The organism is Terrihabitans soli, assembly GCF_014191545.1.
GTDB classification, from domain to species: domain Bacteria; phylum Pseudomonadota; class Alphaproteobacteria; order Rhizobiales; family Methylopilaceae; genus Flaviflagellibacter; species Flaviflagellibacter soli.
On record NZ_AP023361.1, the window covers coordinates 1,002,592 to 1,021,324 of the forward strand.

Consider the following 18,733-nt stretch of genomic DNA (forward strand, 5'->3'; position numbering starts at 1 on the left):
GCTCTTTTTCTTAAATACGCCTTTTAAGCCCTGACGCGCCGGGCACCAATACGCGGTTTGCCACGCCCGGACGGCTTTTCTCCTGGCACCTTTGTCGTTTCGCCAAGGGTTTCGCGGACATAGAGCTTTTTGACGGCAACAAAGGCCAGGACCGCCAGCGGGGCGGCAAGGACGATGCCGACCGCGCCGAAGGCGACGCCGGCCGCGATCACCGCAAAGAGGGTGAGGGCCGGGGGGATATCAACCGTGCGGTGCTGGATGAGCGGTGTAATGACATTGCTCTCGACCTGCTGGACGAGGAGATAGAGAGCTGCCGTCCAGAGCATGGTCTCGATGCCGCCACCCATGGCCAGGAGCAGCGCCGGAACGGCTGCCGCAATCGGGCCGACCAGAGGCACGAATTCGGCAAGACCTGCGAGAAGCCCCAGTGCCAGGGGCGCTGGAATGCCGATGATGAGGAGGCCGATGGCGGTGAGCGTTCCAACGAGAACCATCGCGCCGAGTTGCCCGATCAGCCACAGGCGCAGCGCATTGCCGGCTGTATCGAGCGTATCTTCCGCGAGCGGGCGGCGCTTTTCCGGGAAGAGCAAAAGCAGGCCCTTGCGGTAAAGTTCGGGAGCTGCCGCGATGTACAGACCGCCGACAATGACGAGGACAAGATTGACGACGATGGCGCCGGCCGAAAACACCCAGCCGGCGACATTGAAGAGCAGCGCCGATTGCGGATTGTTCGCCTGCTCGGCGACTTCCTGGCCGAAGGCCTCGAGGCCGAAGCGTGTTTTGAAGGCGTTCCAAGCCTCGGGGAGGATGCGCGCCAGCTCCTTGCCCTGGCCGACGACTTCCGAGCCGAACAGATAGAACGTCACGCCGAGAAAGCCGGCGAGGAGGAGGGCGGCGAGCGTCAGCGCCCAGCCTTCCGACAGGTGCAAAAACCGGCCGATGGGCGCTGCGATGAGGCGCAGGATGATGGCGACCAGAACCGAGGCGAAGACGAGAAGAAGGACGTCCTGAATCTGCCAGAGCAGAAGGACGAGAGCGCCAAGGCCGATCAGCAGAAGGGCGCGGCGCAGAAGATCGGCATCGCCTTGGCGAAGGGCCATTTGAGGGGTCCTTTGGCGCGATAAACTTTACGGTCCAGAGAAAGGTTTAACGCCGGGACGAGAGCGGGGTTCCCGTAAAGCATGACGCGGCCGGGCAAACCGGCTAAAACCCCGGCCCATGAAGGCTTTCCCCGAAACCATGCGCTTTTCCGTGGCGCCGATGATGGACTGGACGGACCGGCATTGCCGGGTCTTCCACCGCCGTCTGAGCCGCCATGCGCTGCTCTATACCGAGATGGTGACGACGGGCGCGGTGCTGCATGGCCCGCGCGAGCGGCTGCTCGGCTTCTCAAGCGAGGAGCAGAAGGTCGCGCTGCAGCTCGGGGGCTCGGACCCCAAGGATCTGGCGGAAGCCGCGAAGATCGGCGCCGAATTCGGCTATGCCGAAATCAATCTCAATGTCGGCTGCCCCTCGGACCGGGTGCAGGACGGGCGCTTCGGCGCCTGCCTGATGCGCGAGCCGGAGCTTGTCGGCGCTTGCGTTGCCGCGATGAAGGCTGCGGTCGATGTGCCGGTGACGGTCAAATGCCGGATCGGCGTCGATGAGCAGGACACGGAACGCGCGCTCGATGCGCTGGCCGATCATGTGACGGGTTCAGGAGTCGATGGCCTGATCGTTCATGCGCGCAAGGCCTGGCTGCAGGGCCTGTCGCCGAAGGAAAATCGCGATGTGCCGCCGCTCGATTATGCGCGCGTCTACAGGTTGAAAGAGCGGTTTCCTCATCTGCCCATCGCCATCAATGGCGGGATCGAAACGCTGGATGAGGCGAAGGAGCATCTGCGCCATGTCGACGGCGTGATGCTGGGCCGCGCCGCCTATCAGAACCCCGGGCTTGTGGCCGATGTCGATGCCGAACTCTTCGGCGCGGCGGACCGCACGGACGCCCGCGCTGCAGCGCTGAGCATGGCGCCCTATATCGCCGCCCATATCGAGAAGGGCGGCAAGGTCTCGAATGTGACGCGCCATATGCTCGGCCTGTTTGCCGGCCTGCCCGGCGCACGCGCCTATCGCCGGCATCTTGCCGTCGAGGCGGTAAAGCCCGGCGCGACCGAACAGGTTCTGATTGAGGCGCTCGGCCTCGTGCGCGGCGGGGCGGCGCTCGCGGCGGCCTGATCGGCGGCGATCGAAATCATCACAAAGGCTTGCTTGCAAAGCCTCTCCCGGGAGCGCAGGAAGCCCCTCCTATGTTCGGCATTCCCCTCGAAGAAGTCCTGATCCTCGGCGCGGTTCTCCTGGCCGGCGGTATCGCGACCGGTCTTCTCGCCGGTCTTCTCGGGATCGGCGGCGGCGCGATTATCGTGCCCGTTCTCTATTACCTCTTCGGCATTCTCGGCGTGCCGGAGGATGTGAGAATGCATTTGTCGGTCGGCACATCGCTCGCCGTCATCATCCCGACCACGACCCGATCTTACATCAGCCACAACAAGCGCGGCGCGGTCGATCACAAGACACTGCGCATCGTTGCGATTCCGGTACTTGCCGGCGTGTTTGCGGGGGCGGCGCTGGCGGCCGTTCTCGGCGGCGATCTTCTGAAACTCGCTTTCGCGGCGTTCGGGCTCATGCTCGGCGGGCAGATGCTGTTTCTCGGTACCTCGCATATTCAGATGGCGAAGGATCTGCCGGGACGTGCCGGGCTTTCGGTCTGGGCCTTCTTCATCAGCGTGTTTGCGGCGCTGGTCGGCGTCGGCGGCGGCTCGCTCCTGACGCTGCTCTACACGACGCATGGCCGCACGATCCATCAGGGCGTCGCGACGGGCGCCGGGATCGGCATTCTGATCTCGATCCCCGGCGCGATCAGCTTTGCGGTGGCGGGCTGGCCGGAAATGGCGAGGCTTCCGCCGTTCTCGCTCGGCTATGTGTCGGCCATCGGCACGCTTCTGATTGCGCCGGTCTCGATGCTGATCGCGCCGATCGGCGTGCGCATCGCGCACGCTTTCACCCGCCGCCAGCTTGAAATGGCGCTCGGGGTTTTTCTCGTCATCATGGGCGGGAGATTTCTGGTCGAGCTGCTGCTGCGCTATGCCGGATAGCGCGCGGGCCCCGCGCGGCGGCTAGTCGATGTTGAGGCCAAGCATTTCGCGATACTGATAGATGAGCGCCAGCGCCGCGATGATGGCGAGCCAGAGCGCAACATGCTTCAGGAACATGCCGCCCTGGCCGGCATAGCGGCCGACCGCTCCCGCGCCGAACACCAGCAGAAGTGCGCTCATGGCAACGACGCTGACGATCTGATCGCCGCGGACCGAGCCGAAATCGGTAAAGACATCGGCGATGACGAGGAAGGTGATGCCGGCAACGACGATGCCGAGCGCAATCCAGTAAATTCGCATATCCGTCCCCTGTGAGGGGCGAACCTTAGCGTCAGGCGCTGCGGCGGATCAACGGCTCGGGCTCATCGCCCATCGGGGCAAGCGCGGTGACGACGCGATAGGCCGGGAAGGTGACCGTGACTTCGGTGCCTTCGCGCAATTTGCTCTTCAGTTCGAACGTGCCGCCGTGAAGATCGGTAAGACCCTGAACGATGGGCAGGCCGAGACCCGCGCCCTGTTCGGCCGTTTTGATGGCGAGCGTGCCCTGGCCGAAGGAGGACAGAACGACCGGGATTTCGTCTTCCGGAATGCCGGGGCCGGTATCGCGGATCGACAGGAACTGTCCGCCATTGGGTGTGGCGCCGGCGCGCATGAAGATCTCGCCGCCCTGCGGCGTGAACTTGATGGCATTCGACAACAGATTGAGGGTGATCTGACGGATGGCGCGCTCGTCCGCCCAAAGCAGCGGCATGCCGTGCTCGAACTCGTCGCGGATCGTGATGCCGCGGTTCTTGGCGCGCAGTTTCAGGAGATGGCGGCAATCATCGACGATGCTGACGAGCGAGATCGCTTCTTCATTGAGCTCATAGCGGCCGGCCTCGATGCGCGACAGATCGAGCAGCTCGTTGATGAGCGTCAGGAGATGCTCGCCCGAGGCGTGGATGTCGCCTGCATATTCCTTATAGGTCGGATTGATGTGGGCGCCGAAGACCTCGCTCTTCAGGACTTCGGAGAAGCCGAGAATGGCGTTGAGCGGCGTTCTGAGTTCGTGGCTCATCGTGGCAAGGAAGCGCGATTTGGCGACATTGGCTTCTTCGGCCCGCCGGCGCGCTTCGTCGGAGTTCGACTTGGCCTGTTCGAGTTCGGCGATCAGCGCGTCTTTCTCCGCGCGATATTGCAGGGTCATCAGCGAGGTGCGGAACAGGCGCTGGCCGAGCAGCACGAAGAAAATCTGCGACAGCGGCGCGATCACCGCGACCATGCGCAGCGCCGGATCCGGCATCAGGAGGAAGAAGCCGGCGATCGCGACGGTGATGGGCAGCGAACCGGCATAGACCACGGCCGGCAGGCTCGCGGACAACAGCGTGCGGATCGCAACGATGAGCAGCATCGCAAAGACAAGGAAGATGCGCGCGCTGTCATTGTCGACAAGGATAAGCGGCGGCACGACCATCGCAAACGTGGTCGCGTGGGCAAACTCGGCAAGCGCGAAGCGCTGGCGCCAGGAGCGCAGCGGCTGCGGTTTTGCCGTCGGCGACAGGAAACGGTGGACGTGCCACAGGATCAGGCCGTGGAAGACCAGCACTGCCGCAAGCCAACTCGACACCGTGAACAAGGACAGCCACAGGCTCATCGTGACCGCGACCGCGATCTCAAGCGCCATGATGGCATAGGCCGCCGTGTAGCGGTTCTGGGCGTAAAGGCGTGCGAGTTCGGTATCGAAGGCCGGACGCGTGCCGGTCTCCGACGTCAGTTTCTCGCGGGCTTCGCGGACCTTCTGCGAGACATGGCGACGCTTTTCGCGCGCCTTGATGGTCTCATCGCTCTGCTCGACGGCAAGACGCCGGCGAATTTCATTCATGGTCCATGCAGCATCGTCCGCGGCGAGCAGCGCATCGCCGCTGGCCGTTGCCGCAGGTTCTTGTTTAGCCGCGTCCGTCATGGGGCCCAAAAAATGTTCAGGCCTTATCTGAATTTGAAAACCTTAAGAGCGGCCTCAGCAATATGGTTGGTTTTTATTTAAAGCGCGGACGCTTTGGGCCTAGGCCGTGAAACTTGAGGCGTTTGGCTGGTTAATAAACGCTGAACGGAAAATATTTATCATTGATCTTCTTGTAGGTACCGTCGGCGATGATCTGATCGATCGCGCGATTGATCATCTGCAGGAGATCGCCGTCCTCCTTGCGAAGGCCGACGCCGACACCTTCGCCGATATAATGCGCATCGGTGAGGTCTTCTCCCGCATAGGCGCAGCATTCGCCTTGCGTCTGAGCGAGCCAGTCATAGACACTCAGCTTGTCGACCATGATGGCATCGATTTGGCCGCGCGCGAGTTCGAACTGGGCCTCGGCCTGCGTCGTGTAGATGCGCGCAACGGCGCCGGCCGAAACATAGACTTCTTTGAGATAATCGGCCTGGAGCGTGTCCCTCTGAACGCCGATGACGCGGCCTTTCATACCGGCGGGAGAGGTGTCGCGGAGATTGAGGGCTTTGCGCGCCACAAGGCTGGTCGGCGTCGTGTAGTAGCGGTTCGAGAAAGCAATCTGCTTTTTACGGTCCTCGGTGATCGACATCGACGCGAAGATCGCGTCTATGCTGTGCGCGACGAGGCTCGGGATCATATCTTCCCATTCCTCTTTCACGAATTCGCATTTGACACCCATGCGCTGGCACAAAGCGAGCGCGAGGTCGATTTCGAAGCCCTGGAAGCGGTCGTGTTCGTCGACGAAGGTGAAGGGAGGATAATTTCCTGAGACACCGATCCGCAGTTCGGTCCAGTTTTTGGCCGAAGCGGGCGCTGCCAGCACAAGGCTGGCCAGTGCGAGAACCAAGCATCGAACAAGGCCCATAGGGCTGCCTCGCATACGAATCCTACCCGCGGTAATTTGGGTACATAAGTTCATGCCGGGCAATATGTTTTCTTGCCCGAATTGACCATGACCGCGCCGTGTTTATGGTGGCGGCCAAATTGCAAACAGAGGCTGAAGATGACCCTTTCCAGAGACGATATTCTGCGCGCGCTGGCGGCGGTTCCCGCCCCGGACGGGCGTGGCAGCCTCGCGGACTCTCCACAGATTTCTGAAATTGCGATCAATGACGGGCGGGTATCGTTTGCCATCCAGACGACGCCCGACAAGGCCAAATCGCTCGAGACGCTGCGTGCGGCGGCGGAGGCTGCGGTGAAAAGCGTGCCGGGCGTGACCGATGTTCTTGTTGCGCTGACGGCCGACCGGCCGGCGGGCGCCAGCAAGGCGTCTCCGCAAGTTGCGACAAGCGGCGCCGAAATCCGTCAGGCCAAGCTCGATGTGCGCCACATCATTGCCATCGCATCGGGGAAGGGCGGTGTCGGAAAATCCACGACCGCCGCCAATATTGCGCTCGCTCTGGCCGGAAAAAATCTGCGCGTCGGCCTGCTCGATGCGGATGTGTATGGACCCTCCGTGCCGATCCTCTTCGGCTTGACGCACAAGCCTGAATCCGACGGCAAGATCATCCAGCCGATCACCGCATATGGGATAAAGCTGATGTCGATCGGATTTCTGATCGATTCCAATACCGCGATGGTGTGGCGCGGACCGATGGTGATGAGCGCAATCACCCAGATGCTGAAAGACGTCGATTGGGGTTCGCTCGATGTGCTTGTCGTCGATATGCCGCCGGGCACCGGCGATGCGCAGCTGACCATGGCGCAGCAGACGCGCCTGTCGGGCGCCGTCATCGTATCGACACCGCAGGACATCGCACTCGCAGATGCGCGGCGCGGCGTTGCGATGTTCAGAAAGGTCGACGTTCCGATCCTCGGTGTCGTCGAGAATATGAGCTATTTCTGCTGCCCCAATTGCGGCACGCGGACAGATATTTTCGGGCATGGCGGAGCGGAAGCCGAGGCCGAACGGCTCGGCGTTGCGTTCCTCGGCGAAATTCCGCTGCATGCGCGCGTTCGCGAATTGTCGGATGCCGGCACCCCGATCGTTGCCGTCGAGCCCGAAAGCGAGCATGCCAAGGCCTATTCAGCCATTGCCGACATGATCTGGACCCGGCTCGAGGCCGGCACGGGCCAGCGCGCCGCGCCGAAGATCATCGTCAATTAGTAAATCGCACATAAGCTATTGCGAAATTTGCGGTTCCGCCGGAGATTCAACCTGCGGCGACGGTGACGCGAACCTTCTTGCGGTCTTGGACGTTACTTATTCTCTAGGTAATCCAAGAACTTAAGGTTGTGCGGTCAGAAAGAGCGGGAATGAACCTGGTCGAGGACATGACGCGCCCGCCGGCAGCCATAGCCATATCGCAGCCGGAGCTTCCGGCTGAGCTTTCGGACCTTGCTCTTTTCCTCGATGTCGACGGGACGCTGATCGATATCGCCCCGAGCCCCGACCTCGTCGTCATCCCGCCCAAACTCATTCCGCTGCTTGAGCGGCTGTCGTTGAAACTCGGCGGCGCGCTGGCGCTTGTGACAGGCCGCGAGATCGGCGTTGTCGATACGATGTTTGCGCCGCTCAAACTGCCGGTCGCCGGCGTGCACGGCGCCGAGCTTCGCTTTGCCGACGGCACGCTGAAGGGCACGCCGATCCACCCCGAACTCGCCCGCATTACTGAAGAGCTGAAGACTTTTGCAGCCGAGAACGAAGGGCTTCTCGTCGAGCCGAAGGGGCGGGCGGTCGCGATCCATTACCGTCTCAACCCAGCGCTCGGCGAAGATGTCGAGGCGTTTGTGCGCGAGGTCGTCGACCGCGGCACGGACGGTCTGGAAATTCAGCCCGGGAAAATGGTCGTCGAAGTCAGGCCGGCAAAAATCGACAAAGGGCGTGCAATCGGCGTGTTTCTTGAAACGGAACCCTATGTCGGCAGGACGCCGCTCGTGATCGGCGATGACTGGACCGACGAGCCGGGATTTCGCACCGCCAATGCGCGCGGCGGACGATCGATCCGCGTCGGACGCGACAAGCGTCCGACCGAAGCCAATGAGAGCCTGCCCGATCCGGAGGCCGTGCGCCGCTGGCTCGCCGCCATGCTGGGAGAGATTTGAGTGCCGCGTCTCGTCGTCGTTTCAAACCGCGTGCCCGTGCCGTCGCCGAAAGGCTCGACGGCCACGGCCGGCGGACTCGCCGTTGCCCTGGAAGCCGCCCTCAAATCGCATGGCGGTCTCTGGTTCGGCTGGTCTGGAAAAACGAGCGGCGACCGCGAGATCGAATGGCTCGAAATCCGCGATTTCGGCAATGTCACTTATGCAGTGGCGGACCTTAACCGCCGCGATGTCGACGAATATTACGCAGGCTTCGCCAATCGCGCGCTCTGGCCGCTCTGCCACTACAGGCTCGATCTGACCGATTTTTCGCGCAAGGACATGGCGGGCTATTTCCGCGTCAACCGTTCCTTTGCGCGGCTTCTGGCGCCGCTCTTGCGCCCCGACGATCTGATCTGGGTGCACGATTATCATCTGATCCCGCTGGCAGCGGAGCTGCGCCATATGGGCGTGAAGAACCGCATCGGCTATTTTCACCACATCCCGTGGCCGCCTGCCGATGTGCTGTCGACGCTGCCCGTGCACGACACGATCATGCGCGGCCTTGCCGCCTACGATCTCGTCGGTCTGCAAACCGATTACGATGTCGAGAATTTCGCCGGCTGCATGGTGCGCGAAGGTTTCGGCCGCGCGCTCGGCGGCAATTGGTATGAAAGCTACGGCCACAGGTTCCAGGTCGGTGCGTTCCCCATCGGCATCGACACCGATATCTTTGTGCAGATGGCGGAGGAGGGGCTGAAAAACCCCATTGCCAAGCGCACGAAGGAAAGCCTCAACGACCGCGACCTCGTCATCGGCGTCGACCGGCTCGATTATTCCAAGGGCATCGGCCAGCGTATCGAGGCGTTCTCGCGCTTCATCGAGATGAGCCCGAGCGCCAAGGGACATGTCACCTTCCTGCAGATCACACCGAAATCGCGTTCCGAAGTGCCCGAATACGCGGACATGCAGAAGGAGATCGCGGAGCTGACCGGCCGCGTGAACGGCCAGCTCGGCGATGTCGACTGGGTGCCGATCCGCTATGTGAACAAGACGGTGAGCCGCGCGGCGCTCGCAGGGCTTTACCGCATCGCCCGCGCGGGCCTCGTCACCCCGTTGCGAGACGGCATGAATCTCGTCGCCAAGGAGTTTGTTGCGGCGCAGGATCCGAACGATCCCGGCGTCCTCGTTCTGTCGCGCTTTGCGGGCGCGGCACGCGAAATGGACGGCGCGCTGATCGTCAATCCCTACGATACCGAAGCCACCGCCAACGCCATCGGCCGCGCCATCTCGATGCCCGTCGAGGCGCGGCGCGAGCGCTATAATTCGATGATGCCGAAATTGCGCGAGCATGATGTTGCCGCCTGGTGCCGGAGCTATCTCGACGTTCTTTCTCAGGCCACCGAACCGCAGAGCGAAGGCCTGCGCGCGCTGAGCTGATCATGACCGATAAAACCGAACCCTGGCCGACAGAGCTGAAGCTCGTCGACGAAAAACACGCGCTCCACATCTGCTGGGACGACAACCGGCATGACACGCTCGATGCGGAATATCTGCGCGTCGAAAGCCCGAGCGCCGAAGTGCAGGGCCACACGCCCGCCGAAAAGCAGATCGTGCCCGGCAAAAAGGCGGTTACAATCCGCGACGTCATTCCTGTCGGCAGCTATGCGGTCAGGCTGGTTTTCAGCGACGGTCATTCGACCGGAATTTTCACCTGGCGCTATCTGCGAAAGCTGACCGACGAGCGCGGCGATATCTGGATGAAATACCTGGAGGCGCTCGCGGCGCGGGGGCTGAACCGGGGCTGAGGAGCGGCTTTGCTTGACAGGCAGAGGGCCACCCCATACCAAGCCCTTCCGGTAACGGGCGATTAGCTCAGCGGGAGAGCACTCCCTTCACACGGGAGGGGTCACAGGTTCAATCCCTGTATCGCCCACCATTTTATCCACAATCGATTTTGGGTGCGCAGAAGCGGCTGCATGCGCGCCCGTTCGCATGCGTGAGCACTTGAAAAGCCTAGCAATTCGCCTCTTATGAGTGTGAATGCATAATTTTCATCCGCTAAAGTTGTAGATAGATGAAATGTTTAGGCCCGGCCGAAAAGACGGAAATGCCCCCGACTTTCTGCGATCGAACTAACCCGGGATTAGCGCGCGAAGACCAAACTGCCTGGGCGTGAGGACGCTGGGGGCGTCTGAGCGGGGAAGCCCATCAGTGCTCCGGGCTTCCCCGATCGCGCCTTCCCGAACTAAATTAAGCCCGGCTCAGCAAAACCCGGTTTATTCAGTTTTGCTGAACACAGTGTTCGAAGATTTGCGGCTTTTGCGCCGCGGATCGACGGGCGAATGTGATTGCAGGGCAGAAAAACGAATTGCATCAAGCAGAAGACTGCCGAGCCGGAGAGCAACTTTCGGGCGCGATAGCGTGGATACGCAAAGGCTTGCGGCCTCGCATCGTCGCCGTTTTGGGGGAAAGCCGTGAAGCGACGTTCCTTGAAAGCACGGAGCAACGCCGATCTGCGTGACGTCCAGGCCAGCATCGCCATGACGGCCTATCTCGCGGATCAGATGAGGTCCTTCGGTCAGTCCGACCTTGCCAAGGTTTACGACCTTGTGGCTCGGGAACTGATCGAGAGGTGCGAGACGGCCGTGGCCGCAAGTAAGGCCCCGGTCGAAAACCGCCTGCACTGACTGTAGTTTTCCCGCGTCCTTATCGCGCGCATGCCGGTTGCAGAACCGTCTTGCGGCGGGCGGCTCGTTTTATCACGATGGCGCTCCCATGGGGGATGGGGGCCAGCCATGGCTGCAAAAAGAACACTGCTTAATCCTGTCGACTCGCAGGTCGGTTCGCGTATGCGCGCGCGCCGCCTCGTGCTCGGCATTTCTCAGGAAGATCTCGGCAAGGCTGTCGGGGTCTCTTTTCAGCAAATTCAGAAATATGAGAAGGGCGCCAACCGTATCGGCGCATCTCGGCTGCAAAAGCTCGCGCATGCCCTGCAGGTGCCGATCTCCTATTTCTTCGAAGGCATGGGCGTAGGTACATCAGACACCGAGAGCGACGATCTGATGGCTTTCCTCGCAACGGCGCAGGGATTGACGCTGGCCAAGGGCTTTATGCGGATCAAAAGCCCGATCGTGCGCCGGCGGATTCTGGAATTCGTCGCATCCGTCGCAGACGATTAGACGTCCGCCGAAAAACGGCAGATAATCGCGATACAATTCAATCATCGTCCCCTTGGGGGACGATGATCCCAGGATTCCCCCATAGAGAAATTGCGTGAAACAGAACTGATGCCATAGATGAAGCGCTACCCGCTCCCGGGTCTTGACGTTTTTCTCTCGGTCGCACGGCACGGTTCGCTTCGCGCCGCCGCCGCTGATCGCGGCGTTCGTCCTTCTGCCATCAGCCAGCAATTGAAAGCGCTTGAGATTGAACTGGGGGCACCGCTTTTTGTGCGCTCCACGCGGTCTATTCGCCTGACCGATGCCGGCGAACTGCTTCTGATGCGAGCTCAGCCCGCCATGGCCAATCTGGTCGAGGGGCTTGAGGAGATAAGGGCGCTGAGCGAGGTGCCCTCCGGAATCCTGAAAATCACGGTTCCCGAATTTGCGCTGAAACTCGTCCTCATGCCGAAGCTTCTGGAGTTTCAGAAGGCCTATCCCAATGTGACGCTTGAGGTTTCGGTGGATGACGGGCTCGTCGATATCATCTCGAAAGGCTTTCACGCCGGGATCAGATCCGGCCATCAACTGCATGAAGACATGGTCGCGGTGCGTCTGACGCCGCCGCTGAAAGATGCGTTTTTCGCAGCGCCGTCTTATCTCGATTTGCACGGCCGCCCGAAAACTCCCGAAGACCTCGCCGAGCATACCTGCATCATCTACCGCTATGTCGTGTCGAAGCGGCTGGAACGCTGGCGGTTTCTGATCAATGGCGAGGAGGTCGAGATACCCGTCAGCGGACGGATGATCGTCAACAATACAAGCTTTCTCCTGGAGTCAACGCTTGCCGGCTACGGCATCGCCTCGTTCTACGAGGCGTCGATCCGCGATCATGTGCGGGAAGGGCGGCTGGAACACATCCTCAAAAACTATGTGACCGAGTATCCCGGAATCTATCTCTATTTCCCGAAGAGCCTGCAAAAGCTCAGACGGCTGCGCGTGTTTATCGACTGGTTTGCCGTGCGCGCCGGGCAGGAACCCTGGGCGCCGATCGACTAGGCGGCTTGTTCGGGTACAGTCTCGATAATCAGAAGCGCGCGATCGACGAGCCGCGCATGACGCTCGCGAATATAGGCAGCACGTATGCTGTTTGATGGGCGGCGGCCGAAACGCCGGTCGAGCCGCATGATGTCGCGCAGAAGGCCGATCAGCTGATCGCGCGAGAGCGATTGCAAGGCACGCATCTGATGAATCGCCGTCGTGCCTTCCTGCCGTGCGAAAAACGCCGCCAGCCAGTCGCGGCTATAGAGCGTGCGGGCATAATGATTGGCGAAACTTCTCATCCCGCACCCGGTGCGATGTGACGTGCGCAGAACTCGCGTGCGGCGGAGCTGAGCGCGATATCGGGATCGGAGGCGAGGAGACGTGCAATTTCGCCGGATGCATCGCGGCATGTGCCGGCTCTCTCGTCGACAAACAGAATGCGGTGCGGCCTGTCCCATTGGCCTTGCGCAAGATCTGTTGCGAGAGCGGAACGAGATGACGCTGGAAGATCTGTTTCGCGAATGACGGCGGCGCCGGAGGACGGAAACGTCTCGATCACGAGAAAGGCGCAAACCGGCGCAGCGGCTTTGCGCCGTGCATCCGCCTCGGTTCGTGTCTCGCTTCGGATGAGCAGAGTTTCGACATAGCACGACGCGGAAGGCATGCGTCCTATCTGTCACCGATTTGGTGACGAAACAAGTTTCACATGCTGAGGAGCGTCTTGCGGACACGGCCGACGATCACCGGCTCGCGGCCTTTCTTGACGATGACCGGCTGATGATCTGGATTGGTCGAGACCGGCTCCCAGCGATCGGGATTGGGACGGAAGCGTTTGTAGCTGGCCTGACCGCCTTCCGCATCGGCGATGACATAGCAGGCATTGGGGACGAGACGGCGATCCTTGCGATTGACGAAGATGACGCTTTCGGGCGGGCTGATGCGATCCATGCTGTCGCCTTCGACCTGCAACGCGATCCAGTCGCCTTTCGGATCGAGATCGTGCGCATAGACCATTTTTGCTTCGTTCGCCTCGAGTACGACGCTCGGCGTCTTCAGCCCGCCGGCACTGACCCAGGAGATCAGCGGCGCGCCGCGCGGCCCGACCTGCGGAAGAAGCAGCGAAGTGAGATCGATGTCGAGTTCGCGGCTGATTTCTTCCGCCCATTCGACCGGAAGCTTCCGCTCCTGATCCCTCCAGCGCTGGATGTTCTGTTTCGAGGTACCGACGGACGTCGCCAGATCGGTCACGCCGATCGCTTTCGCGTCCATGGCCGCCCGCAGACCGTTCGGATATTTGTCCTTCATGGCGCTTACCCTCCTTAAGGAGATAGAAGCCTAGCCTGTCACCAATTTGGTGACAAGTAGATTGTGTCGTCACCAAATCGGTGACAATCTTCCAGCATGCAATCGATCACCGTTTTCGCCCTGTTCGGGCTGTTTGCCGCCGCACTTTTAGCCGGCGGGCTGATGGGTCTTTGTCTTCTGATCCGCCGCCCCAAAGACGTGGCGCCCGGCAACGTCTCCGCGAGGCGCAGATGAGCTGCGCGGACGACAAGATCAAAATCGTTCAGACGAAATGGACGCCGGAAGAAGATGCGCGTCTCCGATGCCTGATCGAAGCCAACCGTTCGGCGGCTCAAACGGCGACAGAACTTGGCCGCTCGCGCAGCTCGGTGCTCGGGCGCGCGTTCCGTCTCGGCATCGGCTTTCACGGCGAGGGTGCAAAGACTCTCCGCTTCTTTCCGGGCATGGCGCCGAAAACGGGGCTCGATCTCCGACGGCTCGAGCAGATCGAACTCTACCGCGAATATCGCGAGGAACCGGACCCGAGCGAAGACCGCAGCAAAGCGCGCTCGTTTCTCGAAGCGATGGGACGCCCGGTCTGCACCTGGTTTCTCAAGGGAGAAGAGGGACGGCGCGGGCTTGTCTGCGGACACCGGACTCTGCCCGGCTCGTCCTATTGCGCGCACCACAAGGCCAAAAGCGTGGCGCCGCCCGAAGAGGCCGGTGAAGATGAGGAGCCGAAGGCTGCCCGCAACCTGGGAGAAGCCGCATGAACGCCGCGGCGCCGAAGGAATGGCATATTCTCTATACGGAGCCGAAAGGCGAGGAGGGCGTTGCTCTCGCGCTCTCGAAAAGCGGCGTTCCGGTTTTTCTGCCGAAGATCAAACGCGACCGCGTTCTGCGTCACACACGTAAATACAAAACACCAAAGTATAAAACGGTCGAAGCCGTGATGTTTCCGCGTTACGTGTTTGCTGCGGCGGACAGGATTGACCTCAGCGAGGTGGATGGCGTTAACGGTGTGCTGCGGCGCGACGGAAAATGGGCGCGCATATCGAATGATGTGATCGAGGATCTGCGCGTCGCGATCGATCTCGGACTGTTCGACAGCACGAGAGACAAGAAAGCGATCTTCAAGCCGGGGCAAGATGTCGTCATCGAAGAGGGGCCCTTTGCCGGGCTCGGTGCGAAAGTGAAAAAGGCTCTGTCCGGTCAGGATGCGGAAATCCTGGTCGATCTGCTCGGGCGCTCCACTCTCGTTAGAGTCGATCTAGATCTGATCAAGGCGGCGTGATCGTCTCCGAGGCGCTTTGACGCTGCGACGGCAGCGATGCTTCCGAACAGATAGTGTGCCCCGCATGCTCGCATCACCGATACGAGCGAAGGCGCGCCCATGAGGCACGATCTGATGAAATGGATGCTGATCGTGATCGGCATTCCTGTGCTGTGCACTTTGGTGCTCAGAATATTTGTCGCGCCGCTGATCAATTGAAGCGCGATTAAAAGCGCTTACGCCGGTTTATCGTGTCTAATAGCCGGGAATGGCGCTCTGCGTGACGAAGGAAACGAAGGTTTCCTTGCCGGCGGGACGGAGCGAAATTTCAAGTTCATCGCCGCCGCGGACTTTCAGGCGGCACAGACCTATACGGCTCTGAAGCGCTTCGATTTCCGCCCAAATCTTGCCCTCTCCGGACGTCGCCACGCGCGACGGCTCCTTCATAACGGCGAGCGAATAATAAACGGGAAGGTCTTCCTGCCCCTCAACGCGCAGGACGCCGCGACCCTCCAGTCCTCCGATTTTCTTTTTCATCCCATTGCTACAACTCGCTAATCAGCAATTTGTTGCGCCATGACACATTTGTGCAGACGGGATTTGCGCGTATCTCCAGCCGGGAGATGGACAAAGCATTCCATTGCAGGTGAGGGATTCTAAAGGGTTTGCCTCCATTCTCATCCGGCCTGAGAGGGCAGGGGAATGAACGCTCTGAAACGTTTCCGGCGCGACTGCAAAGGCAGCGTTGCCATTATATTTGCGCTTGCGATCGTTCCCGTTGTGGCAGCGATCGGCGCGGCATTCGATTTTGCGCGCGGCGTGCAGAAGCGCGACGAGCTGCAAGCCCTTATCGATTCAGCACTTCTTTCAGTATCGCGATCTTCGGTGACGATGTCCGACGATCAGGTCGCGGCTAAGATTCGCGCGTATATTCTGAGCATCGGCTATCCCGCCGGCGAACTCGGAACGGTCACGATTTCGCGTAACGGCCAGACGCTGTCGGCTAAAGCCACCGCGAAAGTGCCGACGACCGTGATGAAGATGGCGGGAATCAAAGAGCTCAATATCGAGGCCAAGGCCACAGCACGCTGGGCGAAGGCCGAAATCGTTCTTGTTCTTGATAATTCCGGCTCGATGGGATCGGGCAACCGGCTGACTATGCTGAAATCGGCGGTGAAGGATTTCGTCGACAAATCCGCCGGCTCGGACAATGCGATGGTCTACGGCATGGTGCCGTTTGCGCAGGCGGTGCGCGTGCCGGTCACGCAGGCTTACAAGGATGCTGTGTGGATCGACTGGGGCACTTCATCGTCCGGTTCAGAGGACGGTGAAGACGGGTCATCGACACAGATCAACAAATCGACATGGCAGGGATGCCTCATCGATCGTCCGCAGCCTTATCACACCGACGACACCTTCTACGCCGACTCGAAAAAATACCCGGCGATCCAGTCCTGCATCGGCGATGAGACGCATATCGGTCTCGTTCAGGATCTCGGCACGACGCCCGCGAATTTGAAGGCGGCGGTCGATGCGATGGGATCGGGCGGTTACACCAATCTCGTGATCGGCGTTGCCTGGGGACATGCGATGCTGACGAAGCAACTGCCCTTCGTGCACGCATCCGCGCCGGGCGAAACGCGCCGGATCATGATCCTAATGACGGACGGGCATAACACCAAGAACCGCTTCTCGAACAGCGAGACGACGCTCGACGGCTGGACGAAGACGGCATGCAAGGCTGCAAAAGATGCCGGGATCGAGATCTACACCGTCGGCTTTATCGGCGGCGATGCCGATGTGCTGTCCGATTGCGCCAGCGGTACCGGCAATCATCTGACGGCTGCGACCGTGAACGACATCGGCAATGTGTTCCAGCAATTGGCGCTGGCGGTCCGAAGGCCCATTCTTTCGCACTGAGCTTCATCATTGACCGTCCGGCGCAAATCACCGCCTCTCACAGTATGGACATGAGCATTGAGCACTTGATCGCCAAGGCCGAACAGGCGCTGGCGATTGCGCTGCAGAACCAGCAGGCCTCGGCGGCGATTGCCGCGATCAAGGAAATCGGCGTGCTGTCGGGCCTTCGCGTCGAAAAGCGCGAACACACGCGCCAGAACGCCAGCGACCTCAGCGATGATGAACTTGCCGATATCGTCCGTCGCGGCGGCTGAGGAGCTTTTGCTGCGGCGCGAGGTCCGCCGCAGTCTCGATGACTGGTGCAGGCTGGCGGGGTTTGAACCGGCGCTGCATCATCGTCTGCTCAACCGCAAGCTCGAGCAGGTCGAGAGCGGCGAGATCAAAAACCTCGCCGTCTTCATGCCGCCCGGTTCGGCGAAGTCGACTTATGCCAGCGTGCTGTTTCCGCCCTGGGCGATGGCGCAGCATCCGGACTGGCCGGTTCTTGCCGCTTCGCACACGACGGAGCTTGCGGAAAAATGGGGCAGGCGGGTGCGCGGGCTCGTTTCCGAACACGGACATGCGCTCGGCATCGATCTGTCGGACACAAGCCAGGCGGCGGGACGCTGGGCGCTCAGCACGGGCGGTGAATATTATGCGGCCGGCGTCGGCACGGCGATTGCGGGCTTTCGCGCCAAGCTCGGCCTTATCGACGATCCCGTCCGCTCGCGTGAGGACGCGGATTCCGAAGTCATGCGCGACCGCGTCTGGGACTGGTATGTGAACGATTTCCGCACGCGCCTTGTGCCGGGCGCACGGAAAATCCTGATCCAGACACGCTGGCACGAAGACGATCTTGCCGGCCGTGCGCTGCAGAACGAGGACTGGGAGGTTATTTCGCTGCCCGCATTGGCCGAGCCCGGCGATGCGCTGGGACGCGGCGAAGGCGAGCCGCTGTGGACGGACGGCGACTATGGCTATGGCGCGCAGCTGCTCGACATAAGGGCGAGCGTGCCGCCGCGCACCTGGTCGGCGCTCTATCAGCAGCGGCCGGCGCCGGAGACCGGCGACTTCTTCAAGCGGGAATGGTTTTCCTTCTACGACATGCCGCCGCCGCTCGAGACGCTGCACATCTATGGCGCATCCGATTATGCGGTGACGGCGCAGGGCGGCGACTACACCGTTCATGGCGTCGGCGGCATGGATGCGAACGGCGATCTTTTTCTGCTCGATCTCTGGCGGCGGCAGAGCGCCGCCGACCGCTGGGTCGAAGCGTTCTGCGATCTCGTGCTGAAATGGAAGCCGCTCGGCTGGGCGGAGGAGAAGGGGCAGATAAGAGCGGGGGTCGGGCCGTTTCTCGAACGCCGGATGCAGGAGCGCGGAGCTTTTGTGGCGCGCGAGGCCTTTGCCGCGCGCGGCGACAAAGCGGTGCGCGCGCAATCGATCCGCGGACGCGCCGCGCTCAGGCCGATCCGTCTGCCGCGCAAGGCGCCCTGGGTCGCAGACTTTCTGGCCGAGCTGATGAGTTTTCCGGCGGGCGTGCACGACGATCAGGTCGATATGCTCGGCCTGCTCGGGCAATTGCTCGATACGATGACGGAAGGCTCGGCCGCATCAAAGCCCGGACCGCGCCCACGCCGCGACTGGTTCGACTTTTCCTATGAAGACGAGCCGGATGAGAACGAGAGCGTGAACTGGCGCCTGGTGTGAGCTGAGCTAGCGAGCGGCCTTTGCTCTCGAACGTTCGGCCAGCGCGCGCAGCTGAGCGTTGTTGCCCTTAAGGCCATTGATCACGTTCTGAGGATCTTTCGACCCGATATGGGTCGCGCCGCTCTGGGAAAGCTGCCTGATCGCGCGCTCATTCGCCTCGATCTGCTTTTCGATGCAAGCGGTGAACTCAACCCAAGTATCATGCGACATGTGTACTGTTTCCCGA

The 18,733-nt window shown here is 61.3% G+C and carries 24 protein-coding genes and 1 tRNA gene; 16 read left to right on the plus strand and 9 right to left on the minus strand.

The genetic code is table 11. The features are described from left to right. Nucleotides 1-23: 23 nt before the first annotated feature. Complete coding sequence (locus tag IZ6_RS05205) at nt 24-1,100, minus strand: AI-2E family transporter (protein ID WP_222876939.1); 1,077 nt, start codon at nt 1,098-1,100, stop codon at nt 24-26. Nucleotides 1,101-1,218: 118 nt separating this feature from the next. Here IZ6_RS05205 and dusA point away from each other — a divergent pair, with 118 nt between their 5' ends. Together dusA and IZ6_RS05215 are read left to right on the plus strand one after the other, a co-directional pair. Next, nucleotides 1,219-2,214, plus strand: a complete 996-nt coding sequence (dusA, locus tag IZ6_RS05210; protein ID WP_222876940.1) for a tRNA dihydrouridine(20/20a) synthase DusA — start codon at nt 1,219-1,221, stop codon at nt 2,212-2,214. A gap of 71 nt (nt 2,215-2,285) precedes the next feature. Then, on the plus strand, nt 2,286-3,131 hold the full coding sequence (locus IZ6_RS05215) for a sulfite exporter TauE/SafE family protein (protein WP_222876941.1): 846 nt from the start codon (nt 2,286-2,288) through the stop codon (nt 3,129-3,131). Nucleotides 3,132-3,152: 21 nt separating this feature from the next. On the opposite strand, the gene IZ6_RS05220 is transcribed toward IZ6_RS05215, so the two are convergent. From IZ6_RS05220 to IZ6_RS05230, 3 genes are all read right to left on the minus strand, one after another. After that, complete coding sequence (locus IZ6_RS05220) at nt 3,153-3,431, minus strand: hypothetical protein (protein WP_222876942.1); 279 nt, start codon at nt 3,429-3,431, stop codon at nt 3,153-3,155. A gap of 31 nt (nt 3,432-3,462) precedes the next feature. Continuing rightward, nucleotides 3,463-4,992 carry a sensor histidine kinase gene (locus IZ6_RS05225; protein ID WP_222877550.1) on the minus strand — a complete coding sequence of 510 codons (1,530 nt, stop codon included), beginning with the start codon at nt 4,990-4,992 and terminating at the stop codon, nt 3,463-3,465. Nucleotides 4,993-5,203: 211 nt separating this feature from the next. Beyond that, entirely contained in the window at nt 5,204-5,980 is a 777-nt protein-coding gene (locus tag IZ6_RS05230; RefSeq protein WP_225874010.1) for a transporter substrate-binding domain-containing protein, read from the minus strand. 138 nt (nt 5,981-6,118) lie between these two features. Here IZ6_RS05230 and IZ6_RS05235 point away from each other — a divergent pair, with 138 nt between their 5' ends. The 8 genes from IZ6_RS05235 (at nt 6,119) to IZ6_RS05270 (ending at nt 12,356) form a co-directional block, all read left to right on the plus strand. Next, on the plus strand, nt 6,119-7,222 hold the full coding sequence (locus IZ6_RS05235) for an Mrp/NBP35 family ATP-binding protein (RefSeq protein ID WP_222876944.1): 1,104 nt from the start codon (nt 6,119-6,121) through the stop codon (nt 7,220-7,222). 149 nt (nt 7,223-7,371) lie between these two features. After that, on the plus strand, nt 7,372-8,160 hold the full coding sequence (otsB, locus tag IZ6_RS05240; protein ID WP_222876945.1) for a trehalose-phosphatase: 789 nt from the start codon (nt 7,372-7,374) through the stop codon (nt 8,158-8,160). After that, on the plus strand, nt 8,161-9,576 hold the full coding sequence (gene otsA / locus IZ6_RS05245) for an alpha,alpha-trehalose-phosphate synthase (UDP-forming) (protein ID WP_222876946.1): 1,416 nt from the start codon (nt 8,161-8,163) through the stop codon (nt 9,574-9,576). Between the two features lie 2 nt (nt 9,577-9,578). Further along, a complete protein-coding gene (locus IZ6_RS05250) occupies nt 9,579-9,944 on the plus strand; it encodes a gamma-butyrobetaine hydroxylase family protein (RefSeq protein ID WP_222876947.1) in 366 nt (121 codons plus the stop codon). Between the two features lie 56 nt (nt 9,945-10,000). After that, nucleotides 10,001-10,075 (plus strand) — tRNA-Val (locus IZ6_RS05255). A 538-nt stretch (nt 10,076-10,613) separates the two neighbouring features. After that, the gene (locus IZ6_RS05260; RefSeq protein ID WP_222876948.1) at nt 10,614-10,826 is read left to right on the plus strand and encodes a hypothetical protein; all 213 of its coding nucleotides are present in this window, start codon (nt 10,614-10,616) and stop codon (nt 10,824-10,826) included. A gap of 108 nt (nt 10,827-10,934) precedes the next feature. Further along, complete coding sequence (locus IZ6_RS05265; RefSeq protein ID WP_222876949.1) at nt 10,935-11,318, plus strand: helix-turn-helix domain-containing protein; 384 nt, start codon at nt 10,935-10,937, stop codon at nt 11,316-11,318. 117 nt (nt 11,319-11,435) lie between these two features. After that, the gene (locus IZ6_RS05270; protein ID WP_222876950.1) at nt 11,436-12,356 is read left to right on the plus strand and encodes a LysR family transcriptional regulator; all 921 of its coding nucleotides are present in this window, start codon (nt 11,436-11,438) and stop codon (nt 12,354-12,356) included. Here the strand turns inward: IZ6_RS05270 and IZ6_RS05275 are convergent. Genes IZ6_RS05275 through IZ6_RS05285 form a run of 3 tightly spaced genes read right to left on the minus strand, consistent with a single transcriptional unit; the run spans nt 12,353 to nt 13,646 of the window. Further along, nucleotides 12,353-12,640 (minus strand): hypothetical protein, encoded by a 288-nt coding sequence (locus IZ6_RS05275; RefSeq protein ID WP_222876951.1) that lies wholly within the window; start codon nt 12,638-12,640, stop codon nt 12,353-12,355. The two genes, IZ6_RS05270 and IZ6_RS05275, sit on opposite strands and share 4 nt — an antisense overlap. Next, nucleotides 12,637-13,005 carry a hypothetical protein gene (locus IZ6_RS05280; protein ID WP_222876952.1) on the minus strand — a complete coding sequence of 123 codons (369 nt, stop codon included), beginning with the start codon at nt 13,003-13,005 and terminating at the stop codon, nt 12,637-12,639. Before IZ6_RS05280 ends, IZ6_RS05275 begins: the two co-directional genes overlap by 4 nt. Before the next feature lie 38 nt (nt 13,006-13,043). Continuing rightward, nucleotides 13,044-13,646, minus strand: coding sequence for a LexA family transcriptional regulator (locus tag IZ6_RS05285; protein WP_222876953.1), 603 nt, complete (start codon nt 13,644-13,646; stop codon nt 13,044-13,046). A gap of 96 nt (nt 13,647-13,742) precedes the next feature. Here IZ6_RS05285 and IZ6_RS05290 point away from each other — a divergent pair, with 96 nt between their 5' ends. From IZ6_RS05290 to nusG, 3 genes are read left to right on the plus strand one after another with little or no spacing between them, the layout of a single operon-like run. Continuing rightward, complete coding sequence (locus tag IZ6_RS05290) at nt 13,743-13,880, plus strand: hypothetical protein (RefSeq protein ID WP_222876954.1); 138 nt, start codon at nt 13,743-13,745, stop codon at nt 13,878-13,880. Further along, the gene (locus tag IZ6_RS05295; RefSeq protein ID WP_222876955.1) at nt 13,877-14,398 is read left to right on the plus strand and encodes a GcrA family cell cycle regulator; all 522 of its coding nucleotides are present in this window, start codon (nt 13,877-13,879) and stop codon (nt 14,396-14,398) included. Before IZ6_RS05290 ends, IZ6_RS05295 begins: the two co-directional genes overlap by 4 nt. Then, complete coding sequence (nusG, locus tag IZ6_RS05300; protein ID WP_222876956.1) at nt 14,395-14,919, plus strand: transcription termination/antitermination protein NusG; 525 nt, start codon at nt 14,395-14,397, stop codon at nt 14,917-14,919. Before IZ6_RS05295 ends, nusG begins: the two co-directional genes overlap by 4 nt. A 234-nt stretch (nt 14,920-15,153) precedes the next feature. On the opposite strand, the gene IZ6_RS05305 is transcribed toward nusG, so the two are convergent. Beyond that, a complete protein-coding gene (locus IZ6_RS05305; protein ID WP_222876957.1) occupies nt 15,154-15,435 on the minus strand; it encodes a hypothetical protein in 282 nt (93 codons plus the stop codon). Between the two features lie 165 nt (nt 15,436-15,600). Here IZ6_RS05305 and IZ6_RS05310 point away from each other — a divergent pair, with 165 nt between their 5' ends. Genes IZ6_RS05310 through terL form a run of 3 tightly spaced genes read left to right on the plus strand, consistent with a single transcriptional unit; the run spans nt 15,601 to nt 18,507 of the window. Next, nucleotides 15,601-16,818, plus strand: a complete 1,218-nt coding sequence (locus tag IZ6_RS05310; RefSeq protein WP_222876958.1) for a vWA domain-containing protein — start codon at nt 15,601-15,603, stop codon at nt 16,816-16,818. Nucleotides 16,819-16,868: 50 nt separating this feature from the next. Continuing rightward, complete coding sequence (locus tag IZ6_RS05315; protein WP_222876959.1) at nt 16,869-17,072, plus strand: hypothetical protein; 204 nt, start codon at nt 16,869-16,871, stop codon at nt 17,070-17,072. Next, the gene (gene terL / locus IZ6_RS05320; protein ID WP_222877551.1) at nt 17,038-18,507 is read left to right on the plus strand and encodes a phage terminase large subunit; all 1,470 of its coding nucleotides are present in this window, start codon (nt 17,038-17,040) and stop codon (nt 18,505-18,507) included. Before IZ6_RS05315 ends, terL begins: the two co-directional genes overlap by 35 nt. Before the next feature lie 6 nt (nt 18,508-18,513). Here terL and IZ6_RS05325 read toward each other — a convergent pair whose 3' ends face one another. Further along, entirely contained in the window at nt 18,514-18,717 is a 204-nt protein-coding gene (locus IZ6_RS05325; RefSeq protein ID WP_222876960.1) for a hypothetical protein, read from the minus strand. Nucleotides 18,718-18,733 lie beyond the last annotated feature (16 nt).

Excerpts from the sequence above, each read along its gene's own strand:
- IZ6_RS05205 (WP_222876939.1), bottom strand. The coding sequence starts at position 1,100 with ATGGCCCTTCGCCAAGGCGATGCCGATCTTCTGCGCCGCGCCCTTCTG.
- dusA (WP_222876940.1), top strand. The coding sequence starts at position 1,219 with ATGAAGGCTTTCCCCGAAACCATGCGCTTTTCCGTGGCGCCGATGATG.
- IZ6_RS05215 (WP_222876941.1), top strand. The coding sequence starts at position 2,286 with ATGTTCGGCATTCCCCTCGAAGAAGTCCTGATCCTCGGCGCGGTTCTC.
- IZ6_RS05220 (WP_222876942.1), bottom strand. The coding sequence starts at position 3,431 with ATGCGAATTTACTGGATTGCGCTCGGCATCGTCGTTGCCGGCATCACC.
- IZ6_RS05225 (WP_222877550.1), bottom strand. The coding sequence starts at position 4,992 with ATGAATGAAATTCGCCGGCGTCTTGCCGTCGAGCAGAGCGATGAGACC.
- IZ6_RS05230 (WP_225874010.1), bottom strand. The coding sequence starts at position 5,980 with ATGGGCCTTGTTCGATGCTTGGTTCTCGCACTGGCCAGCCTTGTGCTG.
- IZ6_RS05235 (WP_222876944.1), top strand. The coding sequence starts at position 6,119 with ATGACCCTTTCCAGAGACGATATTCTGCGCGCGCTGGCGGCGGTTCCC.
- otsB (WP_222876945.1), top strand. The coding sequence starts at position 7,372 with ATGAACCTGGTCGAGGACATGACGCGCCCGCCGGCAGCCATAGCCATA.
- IZ6_RS05250 (WP_222876947.1), top strand. The coding sequence starts at position 9,579 with ATGACCGATAAAACCGAACCCTGGCCGACAGAGCTGAAGCTCGTCGAC.
- IZ6_RS05265 (WP_222876949.1), top strand. The coding sequence starts at position 10,935 with ATGGCTGCAAAAAGAACACTGCTTAATCCTGTCGACTCGCAGGTCGGT.
- IZ6_RS05270 (WP_222876950.1), top strand. The coding sequence starts at position 11,436 with ATGAAGCGCTACCCGCTCCCGGGTCTTGACGTTTTTCTCTCGGTCGCA.
- IZ6_RS05275 (WP_222876951.1), bottom strand. The coding sequence starts at position 12,640 with ATGAGAAGTTTCGCCAATCATTATGCCCGCACGCTCTATAGCCGCGAC.
- IZ6_RS05280 (WP_222876952.1), bottom strand. The coding sequence starts at position 13,005 with ATGCCTTCCGCGTCGTGCTATGTCGAAACTCTGCTCATCCGAAGCGAG.
- IZ6_RS05285 (WP_222876953.1), bottom strand. The coding sequence starts at position 13,646 with ATGAAGGACAAATATCCGAACGGTCTGCGGGCGGCCATGGACGCGAAA.
- IZ6_RS05290 (WP_222876954.1), top strand. The coding sequence starts at position 13,743 with ATGCAATCGATCACCGTTTTCGCCCTGTTCGGGCTGTTTGCCGCCGCA.
- IZ6_RS05295 (WP_222876955.1), top strand. The coding sequence starts at position 13,877 with ATGAGCTGCGCGGACGACAAGATCAAAATCGTTCAGACGAAATGGACG.
- nusG (WP_222876956.1), top strand. The coding sequence starts at position 14,395 with ATGAACGCCGCGGCGCCGAAGGAATGGCATATTCTCTATACGGAGCCG.
- IZ6_RS05305 (WP_222876957.1), bottom strand. The coding sequence starts at position 15,435 with ATGAAAAAGAAAATCGGAGGACTGGAGGGTCGCGGCGTCCTGCGCGTT.
- IZ6_RS05310 (WP_222876958.1), top strand. The coding sequence starts at position 15,601 with ATGAACGCTCTGAAACGTTTCCGGCGCGACTGCAAAGGCAGCGTTGCC.
- IZ6_RS05315 (WP_222876959.1), top strand. The coding sequence starts at position 16,869 with ATGAGCATTGAGCACTTGATCGCCAAGGCCGAACAGGCGCTGGCGATT.
- terL (WP_222877551.1), top strand. The coding sequence starts at position 17,038 with ATGAACTTGCCGATATCGTCCGTCGCGGCGGCTGAGGAGCTTTTGCTG.
- IZ6_RS05325 (WP_222876960.1), bottom strand. The coding sequence starts at position 18,717 with ATGTCGCATGATACTTGGGTTGAGTTCACCGCTTGCATCGAAAAGCAG.